This window comes from Deinococcus multiflagellatus (genome assembly GCF_020166415.1).
In the GTDB taxonomy this organism is placed as follows: Bacteria; Deinococcota; Deinococci; order Deinococcales; family Deinococcaceae; genus Deinococcus; species Deinococcus multiflagellatus.
In genome coordinates, this window is sequence record NZ_JAIQXV010000017.1 from 1 (window position 1) to 24721 (window position 24721).

Consider the following 24721-nt stretch of genomic DNA (forward strand, 5'->3'; position numbering starts at 1 on the left):
CTCATACGGATTCCGGATGATCTGTTTCAGCCCCTCCGCTTCGGCTCCGGTGCTTCCACTGCTCTCCGTCACCGCTTTTCCTGCTCCCTCCGGTCGGGTTAACCAGTTGTTTCACAACTGATGAACCGGAATCCTTATCAGGCGTGGGCCACCCGGGCGTGCTGCCAGTAGCGCAAGAAGGCTTCAATCTGCTGCAGGAAATCGCTAAAGGAGGCCGCCTTCACCAGATAGGAACTGGCGTACAGCGTGTAGGCCATCTGCACGTCGTCGCGCGCGCCAGACGTGGTGAGCATGACCACCGGGATATGCGCAATTCGGGCATCGGCCTTGAGGGCCCGCAACACCTCAAAGCCATTCATGCCGGGCATGTTCACGTCCAGCAGCACCACATCGGGCAGTTCGGTGGCCGCCCGCAGCAGGGCCAGCGCTTCGGTGCCGGTGCTCGCCACCGTCAGGTGGCAATCCGGGCAAAGTTCGCTGAATGCTTCGAGCGCCAGCAGCTGGTCATGCGGGTTGTCGTCGATCAACAAAAAGTGCTGCGGCGCGGCCATAGCGATATCGTAAAGATCGAATAAAGATTAAATGAGGGATGCTCACAATTCCTGTTGAGCTTGGGCTGCCATCACAGCGCCGGTTTCTCAGAATGAAAGGCCCGTCGTGGTTCCCCAGAACGCGAACCCTGAAGAACGCTGGGCGACAACAGAGCAGGCGAGAGGGGTCGCCGCCCCTCCGGCCAAGGTCATCTGGTAGACGCTCTTCAGACGGGGGTGCGGCCGGAGGAGACTGGCGCGCGTTTGGTCTGGGTGACTTTCAGGTGGCTGGTGCTCAGACCCCGGGGGGTCCAGCGCAGCAGGCGCAGCGCATTGGCGGTCACCAGGGCCGTGGCGCCGGTATCGGCCAGAATGGCCATCCACAGGTTCGTAAAGCCCAGCAGGGTGGTGATCAGAAACAGGGCCTTGAGCCCCAGGGCAAACGCCAGATTCAGCTTGATGTTGGTCATGGTGGCCCGCGAGAGTTCCACCAGCTCCGCCACGCCGCCCACCCGCTCCTGCAGCAGGGCGGCGTCGGCGGTTTCCAGCGCCACGTCGGTGCCGCTGCCCATGGCGATCCCGACGTCACTCTGAGCCAGCGCGGGCGCGTCGTTGATGCCGTCGCCCACCATCGCCACCCCGCCCTGGGCCCGCAGGGCCGCGATCTGGCGCAGTTTGTCGTCTGGCAGCAGTTCGGCCTGCACGCTCAGGCCCAGGTCCTGGGCAATGGCCTGGGCGGTGCGGGCATTGTCGCCGGTCAGCATCACGGTGTTCAGGCCCAGCGCCCGCAACTGCGCCAGGGCGGCGCGGGCGTCGGGCCGGGGTTCGTCGCGCATGGCCAGCAGGCCCAGGGGCGTTGCGCCGTCCAGCAGCACAGTAACGGTGCGCCCCTGCTCTTCCAGGGCCGTGACGGTGCGCTGCACCTCTGGGGCCAGCGTCCCCACGCTGAGCGCGTGGCGGGGCGCCACCACGCCCAGCGCGCGGCCCTCCACGGTGGCCACGGCGCCCCGGCCGGGGAGGGCCTGGGCGGCGGTGGCGGGCGCGGGGGCAAGCCCGGCCTGCTGCGCCGCCTGCGTGATGGCCCTCGCCAGGGGGTGGCTGCTGCCCGATTCAACCGAGGCCGCCAGACGCAGCACCTCTTCGCGGGGCACGGTCAGGCCCACGACGTCGGTGACCTGGGGGCGTCCGGCAGTCAGGGTGCCGGTTTTGTCGAACGCCACGGTCCTCACCCGGCCAATGGTTTCCAGGGCGGCGCCGCCCTTGATCAGCAGGCCGCGCCGGGTGCCCGCGCTGATGGCGCTGGTGATGGCGGCCGGCACACTCAGGACCAGGGCACACGGGCAGCCGATCAGCAGCAGGCTGATGCCCTTGTACAGCCAGTCGTGCCAGACGCCGCCCAGCATCAGGGGCGGCACCGCCGCCACCAGCGCCGACACCAGCACCACGCCCGGGGTGTACCAGCGGCTGAAGCGGTCAATAAACCGCGCCGTGGGCGCCTTGCTGCTCTCGGCCGCCTCCACCAGATGGATGATGCGGGCAATGGTGTTGTCGGCGGCGGCCCGGTCCACCCGCAGGCGCAGGGTCCCGTCAGTGTTGATGCTCCCGGCATACACCGCGTCTCCGGGGCCTTTGGCCACAGGCACGCTTTCGCCTGTCACCGGGCTGTCATCAAGGCTGGAGGTGCCACTCAGAATGACGCCGTCGGCTGGCACGCGGCCACCGGGGTTGACCTGCACCGTCTGGCCCACCTGCACCTGCTCGGCGGCCACTTCCCGGGTGCCCTGGCCCTCGACCAGCAGGGCCGTTTTGGGGGTGAGCGCGGCCAGCGCCTGAATGCCGGCGCGCGCCCGCCCGGCCGCCACCCCTTCAAGCAGTTCGCCCACGGCAAAGAAGAACACCACGACTGCCCCCTCCGCCGCCTCCCCGATGGCCACGGCCCCGATGGCCGCCAGGCTCACCAGCAGGTTGATACTGAATGGATCGCCCAGGCGCAGGCTGGCAGCCGCTTTGCGGGCCAGCGGCCAGACCCCCAGCAGGGTGGCCGCCACATAACCGGCCGTGGCCAGGGCCGGCTCAAAGCGCCCGAACAGCCACGCCAGCAGCAGCAGGGTGCCGGACAGCACCACCAGCCGCCCCTGACCAGTGCGGTACCAGGGCGTGCCTGCGGGGGTTACGTGGTGGCCGTGGTCATGGCTGTGGCCATGGGGGTGGCCCGCATGGTCGCCCGCCGCGGCCGGGTGCGGGCCAGCCGACAGCAGCGCCGGCTGGTAGCCCAGGGAGCGCAGGTGGCCCTCCAGGGTGCGGCGCGGCGTCTGCGCCTCATTCAGCTGCAGCGACAGGGTCTGACGCGTGAAACTGGTGCTGACTTCGCCTGTGCCCGGTAGGCCGGCCACCATGCGCTCGACCTTCTGCACGCAACTGGCGCAGTCCATGCCCTCCACGAAGTAGGTCAGAGAAGGCGCGTTGTGCACAGAGGGATCGGCCACGCGGGGGGGCGTCATGGGTCCAGTATACCTGAGTAGGTGTTCAGATGTTGGAGGAAGAGGGGAGGGCCATCAAGGGGCCACATTGAGGAACGGCGGTCTGAAAGTGCCACTTATCCATGGTGCGGACAGTTTCAGCAGTCCACAGAGGAGAGCCTGATAAACACGCTGTTCTTCCCCTCCCCCTCGTGGAGGACTCGTAGAGCTGCGCAGAAGAGGCTGGGGCTTGAAAAGCTGCGCAGCAGAGGGGGGCGGCGAGTGGGGCGTGCCCGACGACCTTTCTTCCAAGGGCCATTTGCCACGCTTGAACACTGTCCGCACCAGTGCTCATACGGCCTGCCGTCCATTTCCGTCACATCCAGAAAAGAGCTGGCTGTTCCCTGCCTTCGGCGCTATCCCAGCCCAATGCCCGGAAATCCGTACCCTTTCCCTTCGGTGGGAAACATTCCATAACCCGTTACGGAATGTTTTGGAAGCCCTATTAGCCCGTGGTCAGCCGCGTGGCGAAGGCTTCGGCCTGGGCCTCGCTCATGCCCGCCACGATATCCAGCGCCAGCCGCACCGGGTGGCTGGCGTGGGTGCCGTCCAGGTGCCACGGCGGAAGAAATGCCCGCAGCTGCGCGTCCTTCACGCCGTCCGGGCCGTGTTGGACCGCCTGCAGCACCGCGCCGAACACCGTGCGCACCACCTGCGTGTGGGCTTCGCGCTGGGTGTGAATGCTCTGGTGGCTGATGACGTATTCCCAGATGATGCGTTTGAACAGATTGATCTCCAGCCGGGTGGCCTCGGGGACAACCAGCTGCGGGCCGCAGGGATCGTCCCAGTCCACACTGACCTGCAGAAAGCGGCCAATGCACCCACTGATGCGGGCGCGCAGGTTCAGCACGTCGGCGCGGCTGCCGTCAAAGCCAGGGGTGGGGTCAAAGGTGGCCAGGGTCTGGCGCAACTGCGCGCGCGTCTGCTGCTCGTCGGCCAGCACCAGGCCGCACACGATCTCGTCCCGGTGCTGGGTGAAGAACGCCTCGAAGGCCTGGGGATCACCGAGGTCGGCCAGCGGCAGCATCCCGGCTTTGTAGAAGTCCATCAAGTCGCTCATGCTGTAGGCGATGTCGTCGGCGTAGTCCATGAGCTGCGCTTCCAGGGAAGGCCCCAGGTGCTCGGCGCCTTCGCGCGCAAAGTGGAAGCTCGCGGCGTCGTCCCGGTAGGCCCCAAACTTCAGGTGGGCCTTGCTGGGCGGCTGGCCGCCCACCGGCGCCGGCGCCCGCAGGTTGGGGTATTTCAGGCTGGCCCGCAGCGTGCGCCGGGTGAGGTTCAGCCCCGGATAGGCGCCACTTTGCATGGCCAGACGGGTCACAATCCGGAACGACTGGGCGTTGCCCTCAAAGCCGTCCGGATCGCCCGCCGCACGCGCCAGCACGTCCAGCTCGTGTTCCCCCAGGTGCCCGAAGATGGGGTGGCCCAGGTCATGAATCAGGGCGGCGGTTTCCACCACGTCGGGGTCAATCTGGGCGGCGCGTTCAGGCTGGCCGAGCGCCAGGGCGCGCTCACGCAGGCGCTCGGCCATGCGGCGGCTGATCTGCGCCGTTTCCAGCGTGTGGGTCAGGCGGTTGTGAAAGGCGTGCCCCGCGCCGCTGAGCACCTGGGTCACCCCGGCCAGCCGCCGGAACTCTTCGGCATACAGCACCCGGTCCCGGTCCCGCTGCGCCGGGGACCGCTGGTCGCTGGGGTCGGGGCTGCCGTACTGCCGCTCGAAATCGTGGGTCTGCATGCTTGGGGGTCCTTTCTGGAAGGGCTGGGGTGGGCTGTGGCGACGGCGTAGTTTATGAACCAGCGGGCAGGGTGTCCGCCGCACTGAGGTACTCCACGCCCGTCATATCCACAAAACAGGCCACCAGGGTCACGGGTGCCTGCACGGCATGGAGGGTCAGCTGGGCGTGCAGGGCGCTGCCGGCCAGGGTTAGGGCCACGCGGTCGCCGGGGTGCAGCACAGCCGGAAACCCCCGGGTGCTCTGCACGCCGCCGGCCGGGTCCAGGGGCAGCTCCAGCGTGCGGCCATCCGGCAACTGCAGCCGGGCGCCGCGCAGCACCCGGATGTGCTCTTCAGACATGTTCATGGCGGTCAGGACAAGGGTCTGCCCGGCCGCGGTGAGGCTGCACCTGAGCAGCGCGCGGATGGCCATGACCCTACAGTAGCAGCGCCCCCACCCCCCAGGAACGGCGGTTGCCCGCGGGAATGGGGGGGTGGGGGCGGGGTGGCCTTCAGGAGTGGGCCAGAGGCGCGTCCAGCCGCTCGCGGGCGCGGTCAAGCACCGTGGCGGCGTCCTCACCGGGGCTCACGTCGGTCCAGTGGTCGGTGATCACGCCGTCGGGGGCCACCAGGAAGGTTTCCCGCCGTGGGCGCCGCACGTCTTCGCCGGGCCAGGGCTCGTCCAGCACCCCAAACGTCCCACTTAACGCCTGGGCGCGGTCATTGATCAGGGGGTAATCCAGCTTGCACAGGTCCCGAAAGCGCGCCTGCTCCTGGGTGGCGTCGCCGTTGATGCCCACAATGTCCACGCCCAGTGCCTGAAACTCACTCCACAGGGCCTGGTAGCGCCGGGCCTGCAACTGGCAATGGGTGGTGGCTGTTTTCGGAAAAAAGAACAGCACCTGCCAGCGGCCGGGCGCCGCCACATAAGGCCGCCCATTGTCCTGCGTGGCCTTCAGTTCCGGAACACGGTCACCAACGGAAAGGGTCATGGGCCCAGCCTAGCGGCCTGCGGTGGGCCGCACGGTTAGAGGGTCTGTAGAGCTTTCCTCAGAGTTTGGGGGCGTACGGGGCAGATGGGTTGAGCCGTGCTACGTCGCTCGCTGTTGATCTGCAGATCGACCAAGAGGTTTGGAACGGCTGCGTCGCAGAGCGGGGCAATGGGAGCGGCCAGGGGGGCGCCGCCCTGCACGGCGCTGGAGGGGGCAGGAGGAAGAGTTTAGGCCGTGCAGGGCGGAAACCGTTAGTGGTCTTCGGGATGTTTCTGCTGGCCTCCGCAAGTTGGATTCACTCGTGCTGCGCGGTGCTGCGTGGAGGTTGAGGCGCCACAATCTGCACCCACGGCGAACTGTCTCGGGGCAGAGGAGTGGTGGTGCAGAGCGGCAGTGCGCTTGTCCCTTTGGAGGATGGAAGCCCTTTTGTGTTCTTCCAGAGTTCTGGCAACTGGAGCCCGGTAGGTTGGTGGGCCGTGACGCACTGGAGGCCCTCCTGCCGCCGTTCTCCCCTCAGTGTGATCGGTGACGCGCTCCGGCTCTGCCACCACTTCGCGCTTGGCCAGCGAGACGTGCAGGAAAGGATTCCAGTTCATCAGTTGTTCCATAACTGATGGACCCGACCAGAGGGACTCACAGAGCTGCGCAGCAGAGAAGGAAAAGCGGGGACGGAGAGGCGTAGAGGCACCGCAGCGAAGCGGAGGGGCCGCAACGGATGATCCGGAAGCCGTATGAGGTGAAGTGCCCAGAACCAGCGGTAGGTCTTCCGGTCCGTCACAGCCCGCCAGCCTACCGAGCTCAAGTTGCCAGCACCGTTTCTTGGTGGCTCGGGGAGGGACAGATGCGGCGTGTTCCTGAAATGCAGGCGGGCTTTCGGCTGGGCCAGCGCGCACCCTCTCCAGGGGCGGCCCTGACATCCTGCAGCGGCCCCATGGGCGCTTCAAGGACCCTGCAGCCACTGAAGGGTCACGGCACACTGCGGCGAGCGCCACGGCCCGTTGCGCACCTGCACCACCCGGAACCCTTGCCCGTGGGCCACGAAGCGCATGCCCGCCTGCACATTCACACGCTGCGCCCCCTGGCGGCGGGCGTCCATCACACTCAGGCTGGCCCGCGGCGCCGAGGTGGGCGCCGACATGTACAGAATGGCGGCCGTGACGGTGACCTGGGACGGCAGGCGCAGGGTCTGCACCGCCCCGTTGCACGGCAGGGTCCAGGTGGATTGGGGTGCCGCGCCGCCTGTTGCTGTGACGCTCAGGCTGAGCGAGGTGACCCCGAGGGCCAGCACGCGGCGGGCCAAGGCCGCCCGCGACATGACGCTCGAGACACTGGCCCCCATCATTTGCTCCGGCTCGGCTCATCCAGACTCTGTTCGATCCTGGAGAACAGCTGCTGGAAGTCGCTCAGCGTCACACTGACCTTCTCGCCCCAGGGATTGAAGAGAATGACCATGGTCGTCTCCTTGCCCTTCACCGTCTGCTGCGTGGTGCCCAGCACCGCGTACGCATGACTCGAGACAATATTCTTATATTTCGAGGCGATGGCGTTCTGCTTCTCGGTCAGCTCGCCGGTACTGGCAATGGTCGGCTTTTCATCGGCTGCCTGCAGGTAGGTGAGCAGTTCCGCCTTCGGCACTTGTGGGAGCGACCCCTGCGTCATCATCGCAATGCCGAAGTAGTTCTCCATCACTTTCGTGGAGAAGCCACCCTGCCCCGCCGTGTCCGCGCCCCCCACCTCCTTGATGAAGGCCTTCTCGATGATCAGGGGCCAGAGGTCGTTGACTTTCACGGCGCCGACCGGATCCGGGCTGCCCTTGAGGAAGGCGAAGTTGTTCTGGATGGTCACGAACCGGTCCTTGCGCGGCACATCATTGATACTCGAATAGGTCTTGCCCACCACCGGCTTCTGTGAGCTGAAGCGGACCGTGATCGAGCCGTCCTTGTTCTGCGTGATCATCTGTTTGATCATCTCCGGGTTCGTTTTGGCCAGGGCGGCCATGCCGGCGAGCAGGTAACAGTTGCCCAGCGAGCCCTGCATGATGTCGCCCGGCGCGATACCCGACGACTCACCCGGCTTTTTCACGTACAGCTGGCCTGAGATCTTCTTGAACTGCAACGTGGGCGTGCCCGCTTGCAAGCTCTGCTGGACCCGTTCCGGTGCCAAGTGTTCTGGGGTGGGCAGCGTGGCCAGGTCTGTGAGCACCTCTGCGGAGGTTGCAGGGTGCGCGGACTGATCACGCCGCCGCGCCCGGAATGGCATGGTGCTGGCCGCACCGGCTGTGGGAGGTGCCGGGCGTGCCGGGGTCTTGCGCGCGGCAGCGGAGGGTTGCGGATGCGCAGGCCGCGCCGTGCCCGCAGTGGAGGCGGGTTTTTCTGAGGTGGGCGACTTCGCCACTGCTGTTGAACGTTTCTTCTGAGGATCAAACATGGTTCTCCACGTGAAAAGCAGCCGGTGCAGCCCGGGCGACCACTGGTCATCAGCATAGAAGGAAGGCCGACCGTCCGCCGCCTCAAGTGCTGGCAAGCCCCGCCGAATGGGCGGCGGGATTCTGGCACCAGAGTTTTTGCCGCGCCTCCATGCACTTCAGGTCTAGCCACGGGCCTTGTGGCGTCCCGCACCTCTCTGTTTGATGGGCGGCAGTCCAGTGGCCAGGCGGTTCTGGCCACTTCACCTCAGAGGGGCCGGAACCGCGCAGCAGGCGGCCCGATGCTCAACCCGGTCTGCTGCATCGCCTCTCGCCAGCGAAGACAGCGTCGTGCGCATCGACGGGGCTCTGGAGCCCGTGCTGCTCTCCACCGACTTCAGCGCACACCTCGTCCAAACACCACCGCGAAGCGGTGACGCAGCGCTTCGGTCAGCAGCGGAGCAAACAGAATGTTCCGCTGGCGCAGGGTTTCGTGGCTGACCTGGCTGCCGCGGTCGTGGAGCGGTTCCTGCACGTCTCGCTGGCCAAGCGCGAAGTGGTGGCAGAGCCGGAGCGCGTCACCGACCATGCTGAGGGGAGAACGGCGGCAGGAGGGCCTCCAGTGCGTCACGGCCCACCAGCCTACCGAGCTTCAGTTGCTTGAACCCTTCGCCCTTACCCCAGGGTGGCGGCCTGTTCCTCCCAGGGACCGCGGGTGCGGGGGCGGCTGCGGGCAGGGTACTTGCGGTGCTTGTCCCGGTACATGCGCCCGTCGGCCAGGGTCAGCAGGGTTTCGGGCGCGGCCGTTTCGGTGCTGCAGGCCACGCCCACGCTGGCGCCCACCAGCGGGAAACCCTGCTGGCGCACCTGGGCGGTGGCCGCCTCGATGGCGCGGTGCAGGGCGTCCACCCCGCGCCGGGTGCACAGCGCCACGTACTCGTCGCCGCCGATGCGGTACAGGCCGTGGGTGGCGGGCAGGTGCGTCTGCAGGCCCTGGGCAAACAGCTGCAGCACCTGATCGCCGGCCGCGTGGCCACGCTCGTCGTTGACCGTTTTCAGGCCGTCCACATCAATCAGGGCCAGGGCCAGGGTGCCGGGGTGGCGGGTCCAGGCGGCGCGCAGGGCTTCTTCAAAGGCGCGGCGGTTGCCCAGGCCCGTCAGGGGGTCGCGCCGGGCCGCGCTGCCCAGCTGACGCACCATCTGGTCGGCGCAGCCCAGCAGCCACGCCAGGGCAAAGCCCACCAGCAGCGCCACCAGCAAGAACCACACCATGCCCAGCCAGTCCAGGGGACTGCGGGGAAAGCCCAGGGCGGCGACCGCCGCGCCATACAGCACAAAGACGGCCACGCCCCGGACCGGAAACCACACCGCGCAAAACGCGCTGAGCAGGATCAGCACCGCGCCGTAGCCAGTCACGCCCGGCAGAAAGGTGGCGCCGAAGCCCGGCGCCTGCACAAACCACACCAGCCACAGCGGCATCACCAGCAAAAACAGGGCGCTGCCCCAGCCGCACCAGCGGTGATTCAGCAGCGCCGTGAGCCCCAGCAGCGCCAGAAAGGCGCCCGCCTGGGCGACGTTGGTGGCCGCCCCGCCCACCAGCCCCAGCAGCAGGGTGGCCAGCGGCAGGGCGGTCAGGAGCGGGCAGAGCGCCCGTTGAAGTTGGTGGCGCGGCGAGCGGGTGGGCAGCGACATGGTGGCCTCGAACAGCGCGGGAAGAGGGGAGGGATGGGCAGCTGAAACACAGCCCTGGCGCGGGGGCCCAGGCATGTGGGAGATGTTGATTGAGAAGAAGTTCCCCCACACAGCGGGCAAGGGCCCGGCGGCGTGACGGATAACCTGATGGCCCCAGTGTGGCGGCGCGCCCTGATAGCAAGGTGGTGGCTTGGCCAAGGCTGATTTTAGGAATGCGTCAGGTTGGCTGGGCCTTCGCGGGCCGCCACCCCAACGGAGGGTGACACTGCTGGGGCCAGGGGCAGGCCAGGCCGCTGCGCTGGGCTCGCACCGGGTCCAGGAAGTCACTCAACGCCACTTCGGTTGCTGATTTCGCCGGCCAGTCTTATCCCACAGTTCATGGCGAACAAGTGCGTTGTCACCGTGGCCGCAGCTTGCCCGCGGCGAGGGTTGCCGGTTGCGCCGACCCACCAGGCCGGCGCTGACCGTTTCAGGCCAAGCCTCGACAGCCATGCCAGTAGGCCAGCCGAGTAAAGCCGCTTGACTGCGAAGGGGCTCAGGCTGGCTGCAGCAGGGGCAGCGGGGCGCCGCGCAGGTCGCTGCGGGTCAGGCTCAGGTGCAGCTGCTGGTAGGCGGTGGGGTGCCACTCGAAATCGGTGGGGGGCAGCAGCTGGGGCTCGGGCATCTCGCCGTCCAGCACGGCGTCCAGCGCCTCGGCGCGCAGCAGCCACGCACTGATGAGCAGCAGGGACGGCAGCGTGTCCGGCCGCACCCCCTGGGCGCGCAGGGCCTCGTCACTCTGGGCCATCAGGCGCACCGTGCTGGCCGGTTCGTGGTGGCGCAGGGCGGCCAGGCGCACGGCCCCGTAAAACACGTAATGTTCCAACGGCAGGCCAAACGGCTGGCGCAGCAGTTCGTGAAACCACAGCACCCGGCCGTCGGGGTGCCGGGCACACAGCGGGGTCAGGTGTTCCACCTCGGTCTGCAGGGTCTGGCCCCGGGTCAGGGCAAACCCTGCGCGGTTCAGGGCCGTGTGCAGCCCCAGGTGCTCATCGGGGCTGAGGGTGGTGTGGGTCACCGTCTGGCGCAGCAGGTAGCGGTGGTCTGGCGTCAGCAGGTTAAAGCTCCCGCCCCGGCCAAAGGCGCGCGGCCCGTGAATCACAAAGGTCTCCTGGCCCGCTGGCCCGCTGAGGGTAAAGGTGTCCACGCGCCCCAGCGTGTCGGGGGCCACCTGGGAAGGCAGCGGGCCCGCCGGGGTGCTGAGGCGGTAGGGGCCGGGCTGAGCGCTCAGGTCATTGAGCAGATGTCGAAAGGGATTGTGGGGCATGCCGGGCGGCTCCTGGGGCAAGGCAGAGGTCAACGACAAGTCCCGGGGGCGACGAAAGAAAAAGGAGACCGTCATGGTGAGCGGAGCCTACAGAGCGGCGTCTTGCAAGGCTGTGGATGGCCCTTAGATTAACGTCTCTGGGCCCCGCTGTGAGCGCATCTGCCTGCCCGGCCCCCACAACAGCACACCCCATGCCGCGTGGCATGGGGCGGCAGGCGGGTTACCCTGGCAGCGCACAGAGGCCCGGCGGTCGCCTCAGTTGCCCTTCAGGCCGTGGCGCAGCACCTCGGCCAGCTGGCGGGTGACCTGCCCCTGCAGGGCGTCAAGTTCCTCGGTGGCCTGGCGCACGGCGGTGCGGTACTCATCGGCGTTGCGGGCCTGCGGGCCCTGCAGGGTGTGCACGGTGGCCTGCACCGTGAAGTGGGCGTCGGGCAGGGCGGCCAGATTGGCGCGGGCGCTGGCGTGGCGGGCACCCAGCAGCGCGCCCAGCATGCCGGCTTCCTCGCTGCGCTGCATCAGTTCGCGCTGAAAGGTGCGGTCCTTGATGCTGGTGATCACGTCCCAGGCGGCGTCGGACAGGGCGGCCTGCGGCGAGGCGGGGCGGGCCACCTCCACGAACAGGGTGTCGCCCGCGCGCCAGGTGCGGGTAAAGGCGCCTGCGCGGGCCGGGGACCACTCGGTTTCAAAGTCGCGGGCGTCCTCGATCAGCACGCGCAGGCGGGCCAGGGGCGCGTCGCCGGGCACGCGGTGGCCGTCGCCCAGCACGCCCCACAGGCTCAGGCCGCGTTCGTCGGCGGCGCCCATGCTCTCCAGCGCGCGCGCCAGGGCCGCTGGGCCTTCGCTGACCAGGGCCACCGGGCGGCCCCCTTCCAGAATGGCGATGTCCTGGCCGCCTTCAGCGAGGCGGGCTTCAAAGCGCAGGTGGTGCAGGCCCAGGCCCCAGCGGCGCAGCGCCTGTGTCAGGGCGCCCGTCAGCGCGGCGTTCATGGTGTCGGGGTCGGCGCCGCTGCCCTGCAGGGCACGCACGCCACTGTCCACGGCGGCGGTGGCCATCAGGGCATCAAAGGCCTCGAAGGGGGAGGTGGTCTGCCGCTCGTCTTTTGTTTTCACTCGTGCCATAGCCCCTCTATTCTGCCCTGAACAGAGCGTCTTGTGTGTCGGGTCGGCACCTTATGGGCGCTGGGTGCGGGCCGATACGGATTTCCGGCTCTGCAGGTCTGCGAATCCCGCCAGTCGGAAAAATGCCGAAAGGGGTGATGGCATGCTTCGGAAGTCGCCTGAGCACTGTCGCGGACCGTGTTCAGGCGAGGCGAGCAGGGCATAGGAGAAACGTCGTCTGGAACGACTATGTTGCTCGCGCCTCTCTGTATCGGGCGCAAAGGTCGGGGGAAAGACTGCGCGTTCATCGGGCTCATCTCCACAGACTGCAGAAACTGTCCAGAGCGTTGATGAAGGCCTCCCCTACCCGGCACACCTCCACACAGGTGGGCGGGCGCGCGGCCCCGGCTCGGGTAAGCTGCGGGGCACTGTGCGCCCTGCTGCCTGCCCGGAGTGTTTCCGCCCATGACCATCACCCTCAGCGGGCAGTTGCTGCTGCCCAGCGGCCTGCAAAGCGGGCGCCTGACAGTGCAGGAGGGCCGGATTGCGCAGCTGGAGCCCCTGCCCAGCGCTGACCCTACAGTTCTGATCCTCCCCGGCTTCGTGGATACACATGTGCACGGCGGCGCGGGGGGCGACACGATGGACGGCCCGGAGGGCATTCGCACCCTGGCGCGGCTGCACGCCCGGCACGGCACCACCACGCTGCTGCCCACCACCATCACCAACCCCTGGCCGGAGGTGCTGCGCGCGCTGCGGGCCGTGGCGCAGGTGATCCAGGAGGGCGGGGCCCCTGGCGGCGCCGACCTGCCCGGCGCGCACCTGGAAGGCCCCTTCATCAGCCCCGGGCGGCTGGGCGCGCAGCCGCCCTGCGCCGTGGACCCCACCCCCGAGCGCGTGGCCGAGGTGCTGGCTACGGGGGCCGTGCGCGCCGTGACCCTGGCTCCGGAGCTGCCGGGGGCCCTGGACGCCGCGCGCACCTTTGCGCGGGCTGGCGTGCGCGTGGGCATCGGCCACACCCGCGCCGACGCCGAGACCGTGCAGGTCGCCCTGGCGGCCGTCCACCAGGCCGGCGGCCAGAGTTGCGCGACCCACCTCTTTAACGCGATGGGCGGCATTGAGGGCCGCGTGCCCGGACCCCCCGGCGCCCTGATCGCCGACCCCCACGCCACCCTGGAAGTCATTCTGGACGGCTTGCATGTGCACCCCACGTCGTTTCTGCTGGCCCGCGCGGCGGCGCCTGAGCGGGTCATGCTGATCACGGACGCCATGCGCGCCGCTGGCCTGGGCGACGGCCCCAGCGAACTGGGCGGGCAGCCCGTGACGGTGCAGGGCGGCAAGGCCACCCTGGCCGACGGCACCCTGGCCGGCAGTGTCCTTACCCTGGACGCGGCCCTGCGCCGCGCCGCCGCCCTGGGTGTGCCCCTGCCCGAATTGAGCCGCATGCTGAGCCTGACCCCCGCCCGCTCGGTGGGCCTGCATGACCGGGGCGAACTGAGAACGGGCCTGCGCGCGGATCTGGTGGTGCTGAACGCGGATTTGCAGGTGCAGGCCACCTATGTGGGGGGCATGGCGGTGGGCTGAACTCCCAGTCGCCCAGCACCGACGCGTCTGGCGGAGAGCCAGAGCTTGCCGTGGAGGGCGCGCGGGCGGAGAGGTTGACCGAACCCCTTCGCTTTGCTGCACGCGGCGGCCAGAAAAAGGCTTCCCCTTTGCCGGCCTGACCCGACTGTGGCGCGGCCTGGGCGCTGCGCGCATCGTGACCGGCACCGCCAGCGACGATGCGGCGATGCTGGCCGTCAAGGGGCGGCTGGGCGTTGTGCGCCAGCCCGCCACGCCCAGCTCTCTGGGGCCGCTGTAAGCTCAGCAGCCCAGCCGCTTCTACAGCGCGCTCCAGTGCCGCTCCGGCAGGCCGTGGGCGGCACGCAGGGCCTGGGCCGCTGCGCGGTGGGGATGTCCGGCCTCGGCGCCCAGGTGGGCGGCGCGCAGGTCGTGCAGACGGGCCTGCCACGCCACGTTCGGCGCGGCGTGCAGGTGGCGCTCGGCTTCTGTCAGGGCGGCGTCGGCCTGGGGGCTCTGGCCCAGGGCGTGCAGGATGGCGGCCTCTTCCAGGGCCCGGAGCGCGCCCAGGTGAGGGGGGAAGGGGCGCCCGTCCCGCGCGAGCGCGACCTCGGCCCAGGCGGCCTGGGGCTGCCCGCCCAGCCGCAGGGTGCGGGCCTGCAGCACCGGAAAGGCGCCCAGCAGCGCTGTGTGCTGGGCGGCGTGCTCGCGCGTGGCCTGCGCGTACAGGGCCCCGGCCAGCGCCAGATCGCCCAGGCCCTGCGCCACCATCACCTGCGCAAAGCGCAGGGACACCCGCTCGCCGTGGTTGGCATCCAGGCGGTCCAGGTGCGCCGCGCCCCGGGCCACCAGCTCCTGGGCGGTCCCGAACTCACCCAGTTCGCACAGCACCCGCGCCAGCTTGGCGAGGCTGGACCCGGCCCGCAACAGGTCGCCCCGGCGCAGGTGCAGGGCCTCGGCCCGTTCCAGGTGCGTCCGGGCCTCACGCGGGGCGCCCGCACTCAGGGCCAGCCCCAGGCCCTCTTCGGCCTTGGCCTGCCACTCCAGCGAACCCGCCTGCGCCCCCAGGTCGGCCATCCGGCGCAGGTGGGTCAGGGTGTCCTCGTGCTGGCCGCGCATAAACGCCAGCAGGGCCAGCCCCTCGGTCAGCTGGGCTTCCACCAGCCACGCGGCTGGGTTCGGCTCGGCGGCGCGCAGGGCCGCCAGGCCCGAATGCACCACCGGCTCAATCTGGGCGGGGTCCATGCCGCCTTCCAGCGCGCGGTAATCCTGCATAAAGGCGGTGGCGCGCTCCAGCGGGGTCACGGCCTGTTCGTGCAGGGTGCGCCGGGCCTGCGCGTGCGCGTCGTCGTCCATATTCGCCAGCACCTCGGCGCGCAGGGCCAGCGCCTCAAAGGCAGCCTCGCGGTCCACGGGGCCAAAGTGCTCGGCGGCCTGGGCAAACAGGTGGGCGGCTTCGGCCTGGCGCCCGGTTTGCCACGCGGCCTGGGCGGCCCGGCGCAGCCACGGCGCGGCCTGCCCCGGGTCGCCGCCCGCCAGCCAGTGTTCGGCCACCCGGGCCGGCGCGGCGCGGGTCTGGGTGCTCAGGGTGCGGGCCGCCGCGCGGTGCAGCAGCCGGCGCACCCCCTGGGGGGTGTCCTGGCGCAGCGTTTCGGCGACGAGGTCGTGGGCAAAGCCCTCGCCCTGCACAATCTGCGCGGCTTCCAGTTCTTCCCAGGCAGCGGCCACCTCCAGCAGTGGGGCGCGCAGCACCTCGGCCACCGTTTCCAGATCAAAGTCGCTTTGCAGCACCGCTGCCGCCCGCGCCGCGTGCAGCGCCGGACCAGAAAGGCGCGAGAGGCGCGAGGAAATCACGGCGCTGGCCTTTTCGGGCAGCGGCAGGGTGCCGGGGAGGGTGCCGGTGCGGGCCTGGGCCTCGTGCAGGCTGCGCGCGGTTTCCAGCAGCAGCAGCGGGTTGCCCCCGGTAAAGCGCGCCAGTCGCCCGGCCAGCTGCTCGCCGCCGGGCAGTTCCAGCTGCGCCACCAGGTCCCCCACCGCCTCGTCGCCCAGGGGCTCCAGCTCAATCAGGACCACCAGCCCGGCGCCCACCAGGGTCTGCAGCATCCCCTCCTGAAAGGGCGTCAGTTCGCCCTTGCGCACCGTATGGATGGTGCGGTACGGGGCGTCCGGCTGGCCCCAGCCCAGCTGGGCGAACACGAAGCCCCCCGCCTCCACGCTGGCTTCGTCCATGTACTGCACGTCGTCAAAGACCATGTGGCGCAGCCCGCGCGCCAGGGCCCGGCCCAGCACCTCCACCTTGGCCTGCCAGAAGCGCAGTTTCTGGGCTTCCGAGGTGATGGCTTCGGGGCTGCCCCCCAGGGCGGGCAGAATGCGCGACAGTTCCCCGCGCACCCAGTCGGGCAGCTCCAGATCGGGGTAGGCGGCGAGCACCTGGCCGTAGGTGCGGGCGTGGGTGGCGTACAGTAGACCGGCGTCGCCGGGGCGGCCCTCGAAGCGCATGCCGCCGCCGTGTTCGGCCAGAAAATCCAGGGCGAGGCGCGTTTTGCCCACGCCCGGTTCACCCATCAGGATCACGCCCTGGCCCCGCGCCCAGGCGGCGTCCATCTGGGCCCAGGCGTCGGCGCGGCCCACCAGCACGGGCGGGCGGCGCACCGCCAGCGGAATGCGCGGCGCGGCGGGCCGGGCGGGCCCCTGCACCGCGCCCTGGTCAATCAGGCGGGCCAGCTCGCGCGTTTCGGGCAGCGGGTCCACGCCCAGTTCGCGCGCCAGCACCTCCTGGCAGCGGTGGTAAGCCCGCAGCGCGGCGGGGCGATCCCCGGAAAGGTAGTGCAGCCGCATCAGGCGCCGCCAGCCGTCCTCGGACAGCGGGTCCAGGTCCAGCAGGCGCCGGGCCAAGGCGACGGCGCCCTCCAGGTCGCCCGCGTCCTCGGCGCTGGCGGCAGCGGCGGCCAGCCGCCCCACCCGCGCGGCGTCCAGGCGCTCGCGCTGGGCCAGCAGCCACTCGGCCAGGTCTGGCTGTTCGTCGAAACTCAGGCCGTCCAGCAGGGCGCCGCCCGGCACCTCGGCGCTGGCGGTGTGGCTGCCCTCGGTCCAGCCCCGCAGGTCCGAGTCCAGGGCCGTGCCCAGGGCCACCGCCTCGCCCGCCTGAATCAGGTCCGGGTGGTGGCTTTTGGCCATGCGGCGCAACAGGTGCACGAGGTTGTTGCGCGCCGCACTTTCAGCGGTTTCGGGCCACAGCAACCCGGCCAGCCGCGAGCGTGGAGTGGGGCCTTCCAGGGCCAGGTAACTCAGCAGGGCCAGGGTGCGGGCCTCGCAGCGCACCGCCTGCCCGGCGGGGTCCAGCAGGCGCGGTTTGCCAAAGGCCAGCAGCTGCCAGGGCGCGCTCTTCATGATTCCTTATGGTAGCAAGCAGCCCCCAGGTGAAAGGGCCGGGTTGAACCTTGGCCCGAGGCCCGGCCCAGTTTGGTGTCCGGCTATGGTAGGAGGACGGGGAGTTGTTCAGAAACAGGTCCAGGGTTGGTCCCCACCGTGCCTGTCGTTGGTGAAGGCGGCCAGAACACTTGCGGCCTCCAGCGGTGGCTGGCGCAAACTCAGCCTGGGCTGCGGCTTGCCCCTCCCCCCATTCAGCCCCTGCGGGGCCCTGATCCGGTTGCGGGCCAGGGGAATACGGGGCATGCCAAAGCCCGCCGTAGAGCGCCATGTCAGGGGCGCGGTGCTCCTGGCGGTGTTTGGGCCGTCGGGGGTGAAGACCAGGGTGTCGTAGGCCACCTCCACCGCCGAGTACGCGGCATTCGTCTCTGCCTTATGAGGTTTTTTCCCTGCATCGAAGGTGCCCGTGAACGGAAGCCTGATCTTGGTGAACGTGGTGCCGCCCATGCTGTGTTGCCCTTGAGGGTCAGGCTGGTTTCGAGCGGGTGAAGTCTGTTGAGACGCCCCCCCACGAGCCGCTGCTCCGATTGGTGGGCGCAGCGTGGGCGGCAGAGAGGGGGAGCAGGGCCAGGGCGGGCCGCCGGGGGGTGGGCTGCGGTGCCCGCCGTGGGACGCGGTGCATAGCCCAGGGTGCCGGCCCAGCGGTGATAGGTGGATGGTGGCACCGGCTCGGCGGGCACCGCAGAAGGGCAGCGACCTGCGCGGCGCTGATGGGGCCATTGGCCCTGGGTACAGCTCGGGCCTTCCTTGGGCCTCAGCAGGAATTCCTTTATTCCAGCGGCGAAACACGCCGAACGTCTGGCTCGCCCAGCGGCGGTTCGGGCGCCCACCATCCGGCCATCATCCACCCCTTTCTAAGCTCTGGTCACTCAGGGCGGCGTACCCGACACCGCCCACCAGGAGGACCACCATGAACCCGACCCGACTGCTGCTGCTTGCCCTGACCGTTTCGACCCTCTCGGCTTGTGGGGGTGCCCACTCGGCACAGCCCGCACCCACCACGCCGGCCCCCGGGGTGCCCTCGCCCACCCCGCCCAGCACCCCCAATCCCGGTGCGGCCCGTCCTTTCCACATGGTTGGGGTGGTCAGAAATTCTCAGGGAACCGCGCTGGCCGGCGTGCGCGTTGGCGCCGACAACACGGTGCTTGACGGCTCGGAGGTCTGGACGACCACCGACGCGCAGGGCCGCTACGACCTTGACCTGTCGAAGATGCCGATTCTGAATTCATGGACCGCCGTGGCCCACCTGGACGTGGACTACAACGGCAAAGCGTACACCCTGACGCCCGAACTCGACAGCACCGCGCCCTTCGTGGGCCAAGACGGCGCAGTGCGCAACTTTACCCTCAAGCTCGTGGGCAAATCACCCAACGGCGGGTTTTACGGCGCACTGTTCTACGCCAGCGCCGGCTTCTCGTCAGCTGGCGAGGTGCCCACCTTCGGTGACGTGGAACTCACCCTGACCCCCTCTGGCCCGCTGATTGACGGCACCAAGGGTCAACCCATCGTGCTGCACGACGACCAGACCCCTTTCGAGGTGCCGCAGGGGCGGTACACGGTGACGGCCCGCTCTCTGTCCGGTCAGGGGGCTATCTGGCTGAAGCCACGGGGCGGCCAGTACGCGCCGAGCGCAACCGTGGACATGCAGTACTGGGCCGGCACCGGCATGACCCTCGAAGTGGACATGATTCACCCCCGGCCATAGCACAGGTCCGGCCCCCACACCCACCCTCACCCACGCTGGAGAACCCACCATGCCTATGTCCCGACTGCTGCTGCTTGCCCTGACCGTTTCGACCCTCGCTGCCTGCGGAGGGGGCACCGGCCAGACTTCGCCCACGCCCCCCGCTCCATCAGTGCCCGGCCCCGCACAGCCCGCGCCCATGCCCACCCCCACGCCCAACCCCACCCCGGCGCCGGCCCCCGGCGCATACACCGTCACCGGCCGCATCCTCACGGAAAGCGGGCAGCCGCTGGCCGGCGTCGAGGTGACAGCCACGCACACGGTCTCGTACACCTACGGCACGGCGAAAACCGATGCCCAGGGGCGCTACACCATCGCGCTGCCTCAGCAGCTGGGGTCGTGGGACGTGGTGGCCTACAGGGCCTTGACCGCCTGCGGGCAAACCTTCGAGGTGCGCTTAGCGCCCGAGGTGGACACGCCCTTTGCGGGTGCCCAGGGGGCGGTTCGGGACTTCGTGTACCGCAAAGAGAACGCGCCCAGGGGCAAGGTGTACGACTACATCGACAACTCGGATGTGGAGATTGACTACAGCACCCTGGAAGTGACCTTCACGCCCGACGGCCCGAATGCGGCGGGAAGCACCGAGGCCTTCACCGTCAAGTATCCCTTCGGCTATGGCCTGCCGGACATGCCCCTGGGGGCGTATTTCGTCACGGCCAGCCATCAGCGCGGCGGCCAGAAAGAGGGGCTGCTGATCAAAACGCGCGACAACCCCACCTACGCGCCCCGCGTCCGAGGCTGCTTTCTGCCGGACAGCCACTACGGCCCCACGCTGGAACTGTTCTGGAAAAACCCCTGAATGCCTGTGCTCCGGCGCCTCTAGGGCGCTGGGGCCACCCTCACGCGCCCTCCCGGCCGCGCCCGTGGCGTCCGGTCACCGCACCCCCAAGAGGTCTCCCCATGCCCGTGTCCCGACGACTGCTGCTGGCCCTTACCCTGACCACCCTGTCTGCCTGTGGCGGGGCCGCCCCAGGCCCCCCCCCAGCGCCGCCCGCCGGTCCCAGTGCGCCCACGCCGGGCCCCAGGGGAGAGGCCGTGCCCTTCGTGGTGTCTGGCCGCGTGCTGAACGTCCTGGGCGAACCCTTCGTGAACCGGGAGGTGGTGGCAATCCACGAGGCCAGCGGCGCGACAGTCACGGCCCGCACCGACGCCCAGGGCCGGTACGCCATCGCCGTGCCCAACCGGCCCGGCCCCTGGGAGGTCAAGGTGATCTACGCGGTCAGTGGGGGCGGCGAGCTGGACCTGTACCCGTGGGGGCCGGACGACAATCCTGATCCCTTCCTGGCTGCCGACGGGGCCGTGCGGAACTTCGTGTACACCAACGGCCACCGCGTTTACGGCACCGTGGATGTGGGGATTGCCCGCTCTGACCTCGTGCTGGACGACAGCCTGGAACTCACCCTGACCCCGGTCGTGCCCAATGCGCTGGGTCACACGGCGCCCCTCATCCTTCGCCCCAGGGCCAGCCTGGACCGGGCCGCGCGCACCGTGCCGCTGGGCTGGTACCGCGTGAGTGCGGTGCAGACGGTGGACGGTCAGACCGTGCCGCTGCTCGTCAGTTCGACCCTGAACCCCACCCCGGCCTTCGCGGTTGAGGCGCAGTTTTCTAACCTGTATCAGGGCGAGCACGCCCTGACCCTGCGCTTCTGGCCCCAGGACTAAGGGCCACCGGCCTCGCCCAGCGCGCCGCCCCTCACCCGGGCGGCGTGTTTGTCGGTTTGGGGCTAAACCGCCAAGCCCGGCCGCCTCTGTTCGCTGGGTGAATTGGGGTGGAGGCGCGGCAGCCACCTGAAGGAGCATCGTTTTTTCTGCCGTGCCCCATGACGCTGTGGAGCGGAGCGAGAAGACGGGCGGTGGCCACACGCGGGCCCTTTCATGCGCTGCCCTGTCGCTGCTCAGCCTGTATCCAGGAGTGGAGGCGCCAGACAGGCCGTGGCTGTCACAAGCCATGACTTGGGCTATCACCCTCTCGCCCCCGTAGCATCAAGTAGAAGTGGCCGGCGATTTCGCATCTGCCACCTGCAGGTCTTGTCCAGAGTTCAGAGGGTCTTTTCAGCCACTTCCAGCGCAGCGCGGCAGGTGGGGAGGGGCAGGGTTGCCCCCCGACCACGCCCCCCCTAGCGCCGCACGAGTTCGCTGTACAGGTGGTCCAGGCACTCGTCCACACGGGCAAAGTACCGGCGCTCGCCCAGGGTGCCCTCGCGGATCATGGCCCGCCACACGGGGCCGGTGGGCTGCTCGCCGCTTTCGTGCCAGATGCGCAGCACATACACGCGGCCCGGGGCGGGCAAAGCAGAGGCAACAGGCAGGGCGGAAGAGGGGAGCAGAGCGGAAAGGGCAGGCGCGGGTGGGTCGTGGTCCATGACAGGTCTCCTTGTGCGGGCACTGTAGGGACCGCCGCATGATGGGCCGATGACGGGGCCGCCGCGTGAACTGACGTGGCGTGGCTTGTGGCCCTCCCAGCGCTGCCCGGCGGGGTCTGGGTGCCCCCCCCCGGCCGGGCCCACCATCCGCTCATCATCCGCCGGGGCCTACGGTGGCGCCAAGCCACAAGGAGGCCCCATGCGTACCCTGTCTGCCCTGCTGCCCCTGCTGACCACCTTCACGCTGCTTTCAGCCTGTGCGCCGCCGCCGGCCCCCACGTCGCCCACGCCCGCGCCGCAGCCCGGCCCCGCGCCCACGCCGAGCCCTACGCCGAGCCCCACGCCGCCCACCCCCGGCCCGGCGGGCGCCCTGAACCTGTCGAGCACCGAACTGGTGCTGGCCCCCGGCGCCGAACACGCCCTGCGCCTGAGCGCCACGGACGCGGGCGGCCAGCCCAGCCCCGCGCCCAGCGGGACGTGGCGCAGCGAGAACCCGGCGGTTGCCAGCGTGGACGGCAGCGGCCGGGTGCGCGCCCACACGCTGGGCACCACGCGCGTGGTCTTTCAGGCGGGCGAGCAGCGCCTGAGCCTGCCCGTCACGGTGGCGGCGCTGACGCCCGGCGCCCAGGCGCTGCCGGCTGGGGCCGCGCTCTCGGCCCCGGAGGCGGTGAATCCGCGCGCTCTGCCGCTGCCCGGGGCGCTGTTCACGGTGGACCTCAAGGCCAGTGCGGCGCCCGCCGTGGGCGCGCTGGTGGTGCAGACCGACGGCGCCTTTTTCGCCGGGCGCGTGCAGGCGGTCTCGCCCCAGGGGGCCAGCGTGCGCGTCACCCTGGCGCGCGTCTCGCCGGGCGAGGTGTTCTCGGCCTACGATTTCCGCGCCGCCGGGCACCTGAGCAGCGAGAATGCCCAGGGCACCCTCAGCCCTCTGAAGTACGCCGTGCCGCGCACCCTGGCTCTGGCGCAGGAAGAGTTCCCCCTGGGCCCGCTGACCTGCGTGGCGTCCACGGATATGGTGATTAACCCGTCCACCCTGGAAGTCAAATTTCAGAACGTGCTGGACTTTGATCTGGTGCTGCGCGACGACCAGGCCGGTCAGGGCCGGCTGCGGGTCAAGACCTCGGGGCAGGTGAGCGCCACCCTCTCCGGCGCGCTGAAGATCGGCGCGAATTTCACCGGCAAGGTGGAGTGCAAAAAGGCCGATCTGGTGGCGGTGCCCATTCCGGTCAGCGGGCCCATCGGCTTTTTTATCAGCCCGGTGGTGAACCTGGGCCTGACCGTCAGTGCGGGCGGGGCCTTTGCGGTGGGGGCCGCCGACCTGGGCTTTCAGGGGGCCGCCAAGGCGAACGTGGACCTGGGCTTTGAATACCTGGAAGGCAAGGGCCTGACCAACCTGTCCACGGCGGGCGGCAGCGCCGACCTCATCCCCCGGCTGGCCTACACCGGCAGCCCCGAGGCCACCTTCAAGGCCGAGCTGTTTGCGGGCCCCACCGCCTCGCTGGCCGTGGGCAACGCGCTGGCCACCGCCGAACTGCTGACCCTGAGCGTGGGCCCGGTGCTGGAAGCCGACCTGGCCGGCACCGACCTGCAGGTGGCCGACGCCACGTACAGCTCGGGGTACAACCTGCGCCTGCAGGCCAAGGTGGAACCCGGCTCGGCGGTGGCAGACCTGATCAAGGCGCTGGTCAAGGGGGTCAGCGAGGAGATCAAGGAATCCAGCCTCGCCCTGACCGTCGAAGTGCCCCTCAGCGTGTCGCCCAGTGGGGGCGCGCAGGCGGACACGCGCCGCTACCAGAAAGGCGACGTGGTGTTCGTCAAGGCCAACCTGGACGCTGCCAACACCCATTTCCTGGGGATCTACAACGTGCGGGCGGTCGAACTGTACCGCCTGGAGCGCTCCGAGAGCGGCGCGCGCACGGCCCGCAAGCTGGCCGAGGTGACGGCAGCGACCGACCAGGAACGCTTCGCCCTGGCCTGGACGGCCGACACCGAGGGGCAGGTGGAAGGCGAACTGTTCCTGTTCGTGCGCACCTCGCTGCTGCCCTTTCTGCCGCTGGAGGTGGGCGGCGTAAGCCCCAGCAGTCTTAAAGTGACGCCCGAACAGACCCACCTGAGCGCCGGGCGCCCGCTGACCCTGAAAGCAGAGGGTGAAGGCGGCCAGCGCGCCGACGTAACCTGGAGCGCCAGCGGCGGGACGGTCAGCCCGGACGGCGTGTTTCAGGCCAGTGTGCCCGGCACCTATACCGTGACCGCCACGGCGCGGGACGGTTCGGCGCGCGCCTCGGCGCAGGTGAAGGTGAGCACCCTGGAGGTGCGCCCTTCTGGACTGACCCTGCGCCCCGGCGAGCGGCGCGAGCTGGCCGCCATCCTGGACGGCAAGCAGGTGAATAGCGATGAGGTGCGCTGGCTGCCGCAGGAAGGCACTGTGAGCCCGGAAGGTGTGCTGACCGCCAGCGCCCGCCCCGGCACCTATACCGTGGCCGCGTTCGTGGGCGAGGGCAGTGAACTGGTGGCCGAGATGCAGTACACCGTCAAGCTTCCCGCCATGCGCGTGAGCCTGAACTTTGGCGCGCAGACGGCCACGGTGGTCACCACCACGTCCACCTTCCCCCCTGTGTATCCAACGCTCAGCAGCACCATGAGCACCCAGGACAAGCTGCGCCGCTCGTGGCAGGGCATCCTGACCGCGCATGGTGGCGAGATAGTCCAGGACAGCGTGTGGCGCCCCTTCGAGGCCGTGACCGGCGAGGTCAAGGTGGACTTGATGTCTGAGCGCGCCACCACCTCCAGCAGTACGGGTGAATGCATTGATACCATTGATCCAGTTTCCGGGGCGAGAGGCTACGTCGCCACCTCGTGGGGCGGCACCTCCCGGCGAACCACCGAAAGCTCGGCCCTGCACTTCGGGTCGTCGGCTTTACTGGAATACCGGCTGCGCCCCGGACCCGGCGGCGAGGTGATCCTGGACGTGCGGTTGCCGGAAGATCGGTCGCCCCGCACCGGGCAGGTCACCGAGCAGGACACCGGCTGGGGCCGGGCACCCACCTGGTTCACCAATGCTTGCGCGCCTGTGGAGAGTTCACCCCTGTCGTCGGTGCCTCTAAGTGGGACTGACACGCTCCAGGAAGCCACCATGAGCCTGCCCCTGAGTGCCTTTAGCACCGAGCGCCACTGGGAAGCGCGCGTGACCCCGGCCCAGCTGGGCTACGCCCCGGATGACGCCGGCCTGAGCGGCACCATCGTGATTCGCGTGGAGCTGGTCGACGAGCCCTGAGTGCTGGAAGAGACCGCGCGGCCCTGGGGAGTACCTCAGGGCCGCTGATGTCTGGGTTTCTACGGGTTTCAGGTGCGACGTGACTTCCTCAAAAGAGGGGAG

General features: G+C 69.5%; 17 protein-coding genes and 1 pseudogene. 5 read left to right on the top strand and 13 right to left on the bottom strand.

Annotated elements, in window-relative coordinates; translation table 11 throughout:
- Positions 1 to 137 precede the first annotated feature (137 nt).
- From K7W41_RS17005 to K7W41_RS17055, 11 genes and pseudogenes are all read right to left on the bottom strand, one after another.
- Positions 138 to 551, bottom strand: a complete 414-nt coding sequence (locus K7W41_RS17005; RefSeq protein WP_224611040.1) for a response regulator — start codon at positions 549 to 551, stop codon at positions 138 to 140.
- A 206-nt stretch (positions 552 to 757) separates the two neighbouring features.
- The gene (locus K7W41_RS17010; protein WP_224611042.1) at positions 758 to 3031 is read right to left on the bottom strand and encodes a heavy metal translocating P-type ATPase; all 2274 of its coding nucleotides are present in this window, start codon (positions 3029 to 3031) and stop codon (positions 758 to 760) included.
- Between the two features lie 463 nt (positions 3032 to 3494).
- Positions 3495 to 4781, bottom strand: a complete 1287-nt coding sequence (locus tag K7W41_RS17015; RefSeq protein ID WP_224611044.1) for a deoxyguanosinetriphosphate triphosphohydrolase family protein — start codon at positions 4779 to 4781, stop codon at positions 3495 to 3497.
- A gap of 52 nt (positions 4782 to 4833) precedes the next feature.
- Complete coding sequence (locus K7W41_RS17020; RefSeq protein WP_224611046.1) at positions 4834 to 5127, bottom strand: hypothetical protein; 294 nt, start codon at positions 5125 to 5127, stop codon at positions 4834 to 4836.
- 145 nt (positions 5128 to 5272) lie between these two features.
- Positions 5273 to 5752: a peroxiredoxin gene (locus tag K7W41_RS17025; protein ID WP_224611048.1), complete on the bottom strand. Its 480-nt coding sequence runs from the start codon at positions 5750 to 5752 to the stop codon at positions 5273 to 5275.
- A 940-nt stretch (positions 5753 to 6692) separates the two neighbouring features.
- The gene (locus tag K7W41_RS17030) at positions 6693 to 7067 is read right to left on the bottom strand and encodes a hypothetical protein (protein ID WP_224611050.1); all 375 of its coding nucleotides are present in this window, start codon (positions 7065 to 7067) and stop codon (positions 6693 to 6695) included.
- A 23-nt stretch (positions 7068 to 7090) separates the two neighbouring features.
- Positions 7091 to 8179: a C2 family cysteine protease gene (locus K7W41_RS17035; protein WP_224611052.1), complete on the bottom strand. Its 1089-nt coding sequence runs from the start codon at positions 8177 to 8179 to the stop codon at positions 7091 to 7093.
- Between the two features lie 334 nt (positions 8180 to 8513).
- Positions 8514 to 8787 (bottom strand): annotated as a pseudogene (locus K7W41_RS17040) (IS6 family transposase); the annotation flags it as partial.
- A 44-nt stretch (positions 8788 to 8831) separates the two neighbouring features.
- Entirely contained in the window at positions 8832 to 9923 is a 1092-nt protein-coding gene (locus K7W41_RS17045) for a GGDEF domain-containing protein (protein ID WP_224611053.1), read from the bottom strand.
- Positions 9924 to 10383: 460 nt separating this feature from the next.
- A complete protein-coding gene (locus tag K7W41_RS17050; protein ID WP_224611062.1) occupies positions 10384 to 11154 on the bottom strand; it encodes a hypothetical protein in 771 nt (256 codons plus the stop codon).
- A gap of 255 nt (positions 11155 to 11409) precedes the next feature.
- On the bottom strand, positions 11410 to 12273 hold the full coding sequence (locus K7W41_RS17055) for a DNA repair protein (protein ID WP_224611073.1): 864 nt from the start codon (positions 12271 to 12273) through the stop codon (positions 11410 to 11412).
- A 444-nt stretch (positions 12274 to 12717) separates the two neighbouring features.
- Between K7W41_RS17055 and nagA the strand changes: the two genes are divergently transcribed.
- Positions 12718 to 13836, top strand: coding sequence for an N-acetylglucosamine-6-phosphate deacetylase (nagA, locus tag K7W41_RS17060; protein WP_224611084.1), 1119 nt, complete (start codon positions 12718 to 12720; stop codon positions 13834 to 13836).
- Between the two features lie 297 nt (positions 13837 to 14133).
- On the opposite strand, the gene K7W41_RS17065 is transcribed toward nagA, so the two are convergent.
- Positions 14134 to 17202 carry a BTAD domain-containing putative transcriptional regulator gene (locus tag K7W41_RS17065; RefSeq protein ID WP_224611086.1) on the bottom strand — a complete coding sequence of 1023 codons (3069 nt, stop codon included), beginning with the start codon at positions 17200 to 17202 and terminating at the stop codon, positions 14134 to 14136.
- 949 nt (positions 17203 to 18151) lie between these two features.
- On the opposite strand from K7W41_RS17065, the gene K7W41_RS17070 reads away from it, so the two are divergent.
- The 3 genes from K7W41_RS17070 to K7W41_RS17080 all read left to right on the top strand — a co-directional run bounded on the left by K7W41_RS17070 (position 18152) and on the right by K7W41_RS17080 (position 20647).
- Positions 18152 to 18946 carry a carboxypeptidase-like regulatory domain-containing protein gene (locus tag K7W41_RS17070; RefSeq protein ID WP_224611088.1) on the top strand — a complete coding sequence of 265 codons (795 nt, stop codon included), beginning with the start codon at positions 18152 to 18154 and terminating at the stop codon, positions 18944 to 18946.
- 49 nt (positions 18947 to 18995) lie between these two features.
- Positions 18996 to 19784 (top strand): carboxypeptidase-like regulatory domain-containing protein, encoded by a 789-nt coding sequence (locus K7W41_RS17075; RefSeq protein WP_224611090.1) that lies wholly within the window; start codon positions 18996 to 18998, stop codon positions 19782 to 19784.
- Positions 19785 to 19885: 101 nt separating this feature from the next.
- Positions 19886 to 20647, top strand: a complete 762-nt coding sequence (locus K7W41_RS17080) for a carboxypeptidase-like regulatory domain-containing protein (RefSeq protein WP_224611092.1) — start codon at positions 19886 to 19888, stop codon at positions 20645 to 20647.
- 455 nt (positions 20648 to 21102) lie between these two features.
- On the opposite strand, the gene K7W41_RS17085 is transcribed toward K7W41_RS17080, so the two are convergent.
- Positions 21103 to 21348: a hypothetical protein gene (locus K7W41_RS17085; RefSeq protein ID WP_224611094.1), complete on the bottom strand. Its 246-nt coding sequence runs from the start codon at positions 21346 to 21348 to the stop codon at positions 21103 to 21105.
- A gap of 199 nt (positions 21349 to 21547) precedes the next feature.
- Here K7W41_RS17085 and K7W41_RS17090 point away from each other — a divergent pair, with 199 nt between their 5' ends.
- A complete protein-coding gene (locus K7W41_RS17090) occupies positions 21548 to 24619 on the top strand; it encodes an Ig-like domain-containing protein (protein ID WP_224611096.1) in 3072 nt (1023 codons plus the stop codon).
- The last annotated feature ends 102 nt before the right edge of the window (positions 24620 to 24721 follow it).

Bases quoted from the DNA above. Each gene is read 5' to 3' on its own strand.
- K7W41_RS17005 (WP_224611040.1), bottom strand. From the start codon at position 551: ATGGCCGCGCCGCAGCACTTTTTGTTGATCGACGACAACCCGCATGAC.
- K7W41_RS17010 (WP_224611042.1), bottom strand. From the start codon at position 3,031: ATGACGCCCCCCCGCGTGGCCGATCCCTCTGTGCACAACGCGCCTTCT.
- K7W41_RS17015 (WP_224611044.1), bottom strand. From the start codon at position 4,781: ATGCAGACCCACGATTTCGAGCGGCAGTACGGCAGCCCCGACCCCAGC.
- K7W41_RS17020 (WP_224611046.1), bottom strand. From the start codon at position 5,127: ATGAACATGTCTGAAGAGCACATCCGGGTGCTGCGCGGCGCCCGGCTG.
- K7W41_RS17025 (WP_224611048.1), bottom strand. From the start codon at position 5,752: ATGACCCTTTCCGTTGGTGACCGTGTTCCGGAACTGAAGGCCACGCAG.
- K7W41_RS17030 (WP_224611050.1), bottom strand. From the start codon at position 7,067: ATGTCGCGGGCGGCCTTGGCCCGCCGCGTGCTGGCCCTCGGGGTCACC.
- K7W41_RS17035 (WP_224611052.1), bottom strand. From the start codon at position 8,179: ATGTTTGATCCTCAGAAGAAACGTTCAACAGCAGTGGCGAAGTCGCCC.
- K7W41_RS17045 (WP_224611053.1), bottom strand. From the start codon at position 9,923: ATGCCTGGGCCCCCGCGCCAGGGCTGTGTTTCAGCTGCCCATCCCTCC.
- K7W41_RS17050 (WP_224611062.1), bottom strand. From the start codon at position 11,154: ATGCCCCACAATCCCTTTCGACATCTGCTCAATGACCTGAGCGCTCAG.
- K7W41_RS17055 (WP_224611073.1), bottom strand. From the start codon at position 12,273: ATGGCACGAGTGAAAACAAAAGACGAGCGGCAGACCACCTCCCCCTTC.
- nagA (WP_224611084.1), top strand. From the start codon at position 12,718: ATGACCATCACCCTCAGCGGGCAGTTGCTGCTGCCCAGCGGCCTGCAA.
- K7W41_RS17065 (WP_224611086.1), bottom strand. From the start codon at position 17,202: ATGAAGAGCGCGCCCTGGCAGCTGCTGGCCTTTGGCAAACCGCGCCTG.
- K7W41_RS17070 (WP_224611088.1), top strand. From the start codon at position 18,152: ATGAACCCGACCCGACTGCTGCTGCTTGCCCTGACCGTTTCGACCCTC.
- K7W41_RS17075 (WP_224611090.1), top strand. From the start codon at position 18,996: ATGCCTATGTCCCGACTGCTGCTGCTTGCCCTGACCGTTTCGACCCTC.
- K7W41_RS17080 (WP_224611092.1), top strand. From the start codon at position 19,886: ATGCCCGTGTCCCGACGACTGCTGCTGGCCCTTACCCTGACCACCCTG.
- K7W41_RS17085 (WP_224611094.1), bottom strand. From the start codon at position 21,348: ATGGACCACGACCCACCCGCGCCTGCCCTTTCCGCTCTGCTCCCCTCT.
- K7W41_RS17090 (WP_224611096.1), top strand. From the start codon at position 21,548: ATGCGTACCCTGTCTGCCCTGCTGCCCCTGCTGACCACCTTCACGCTG.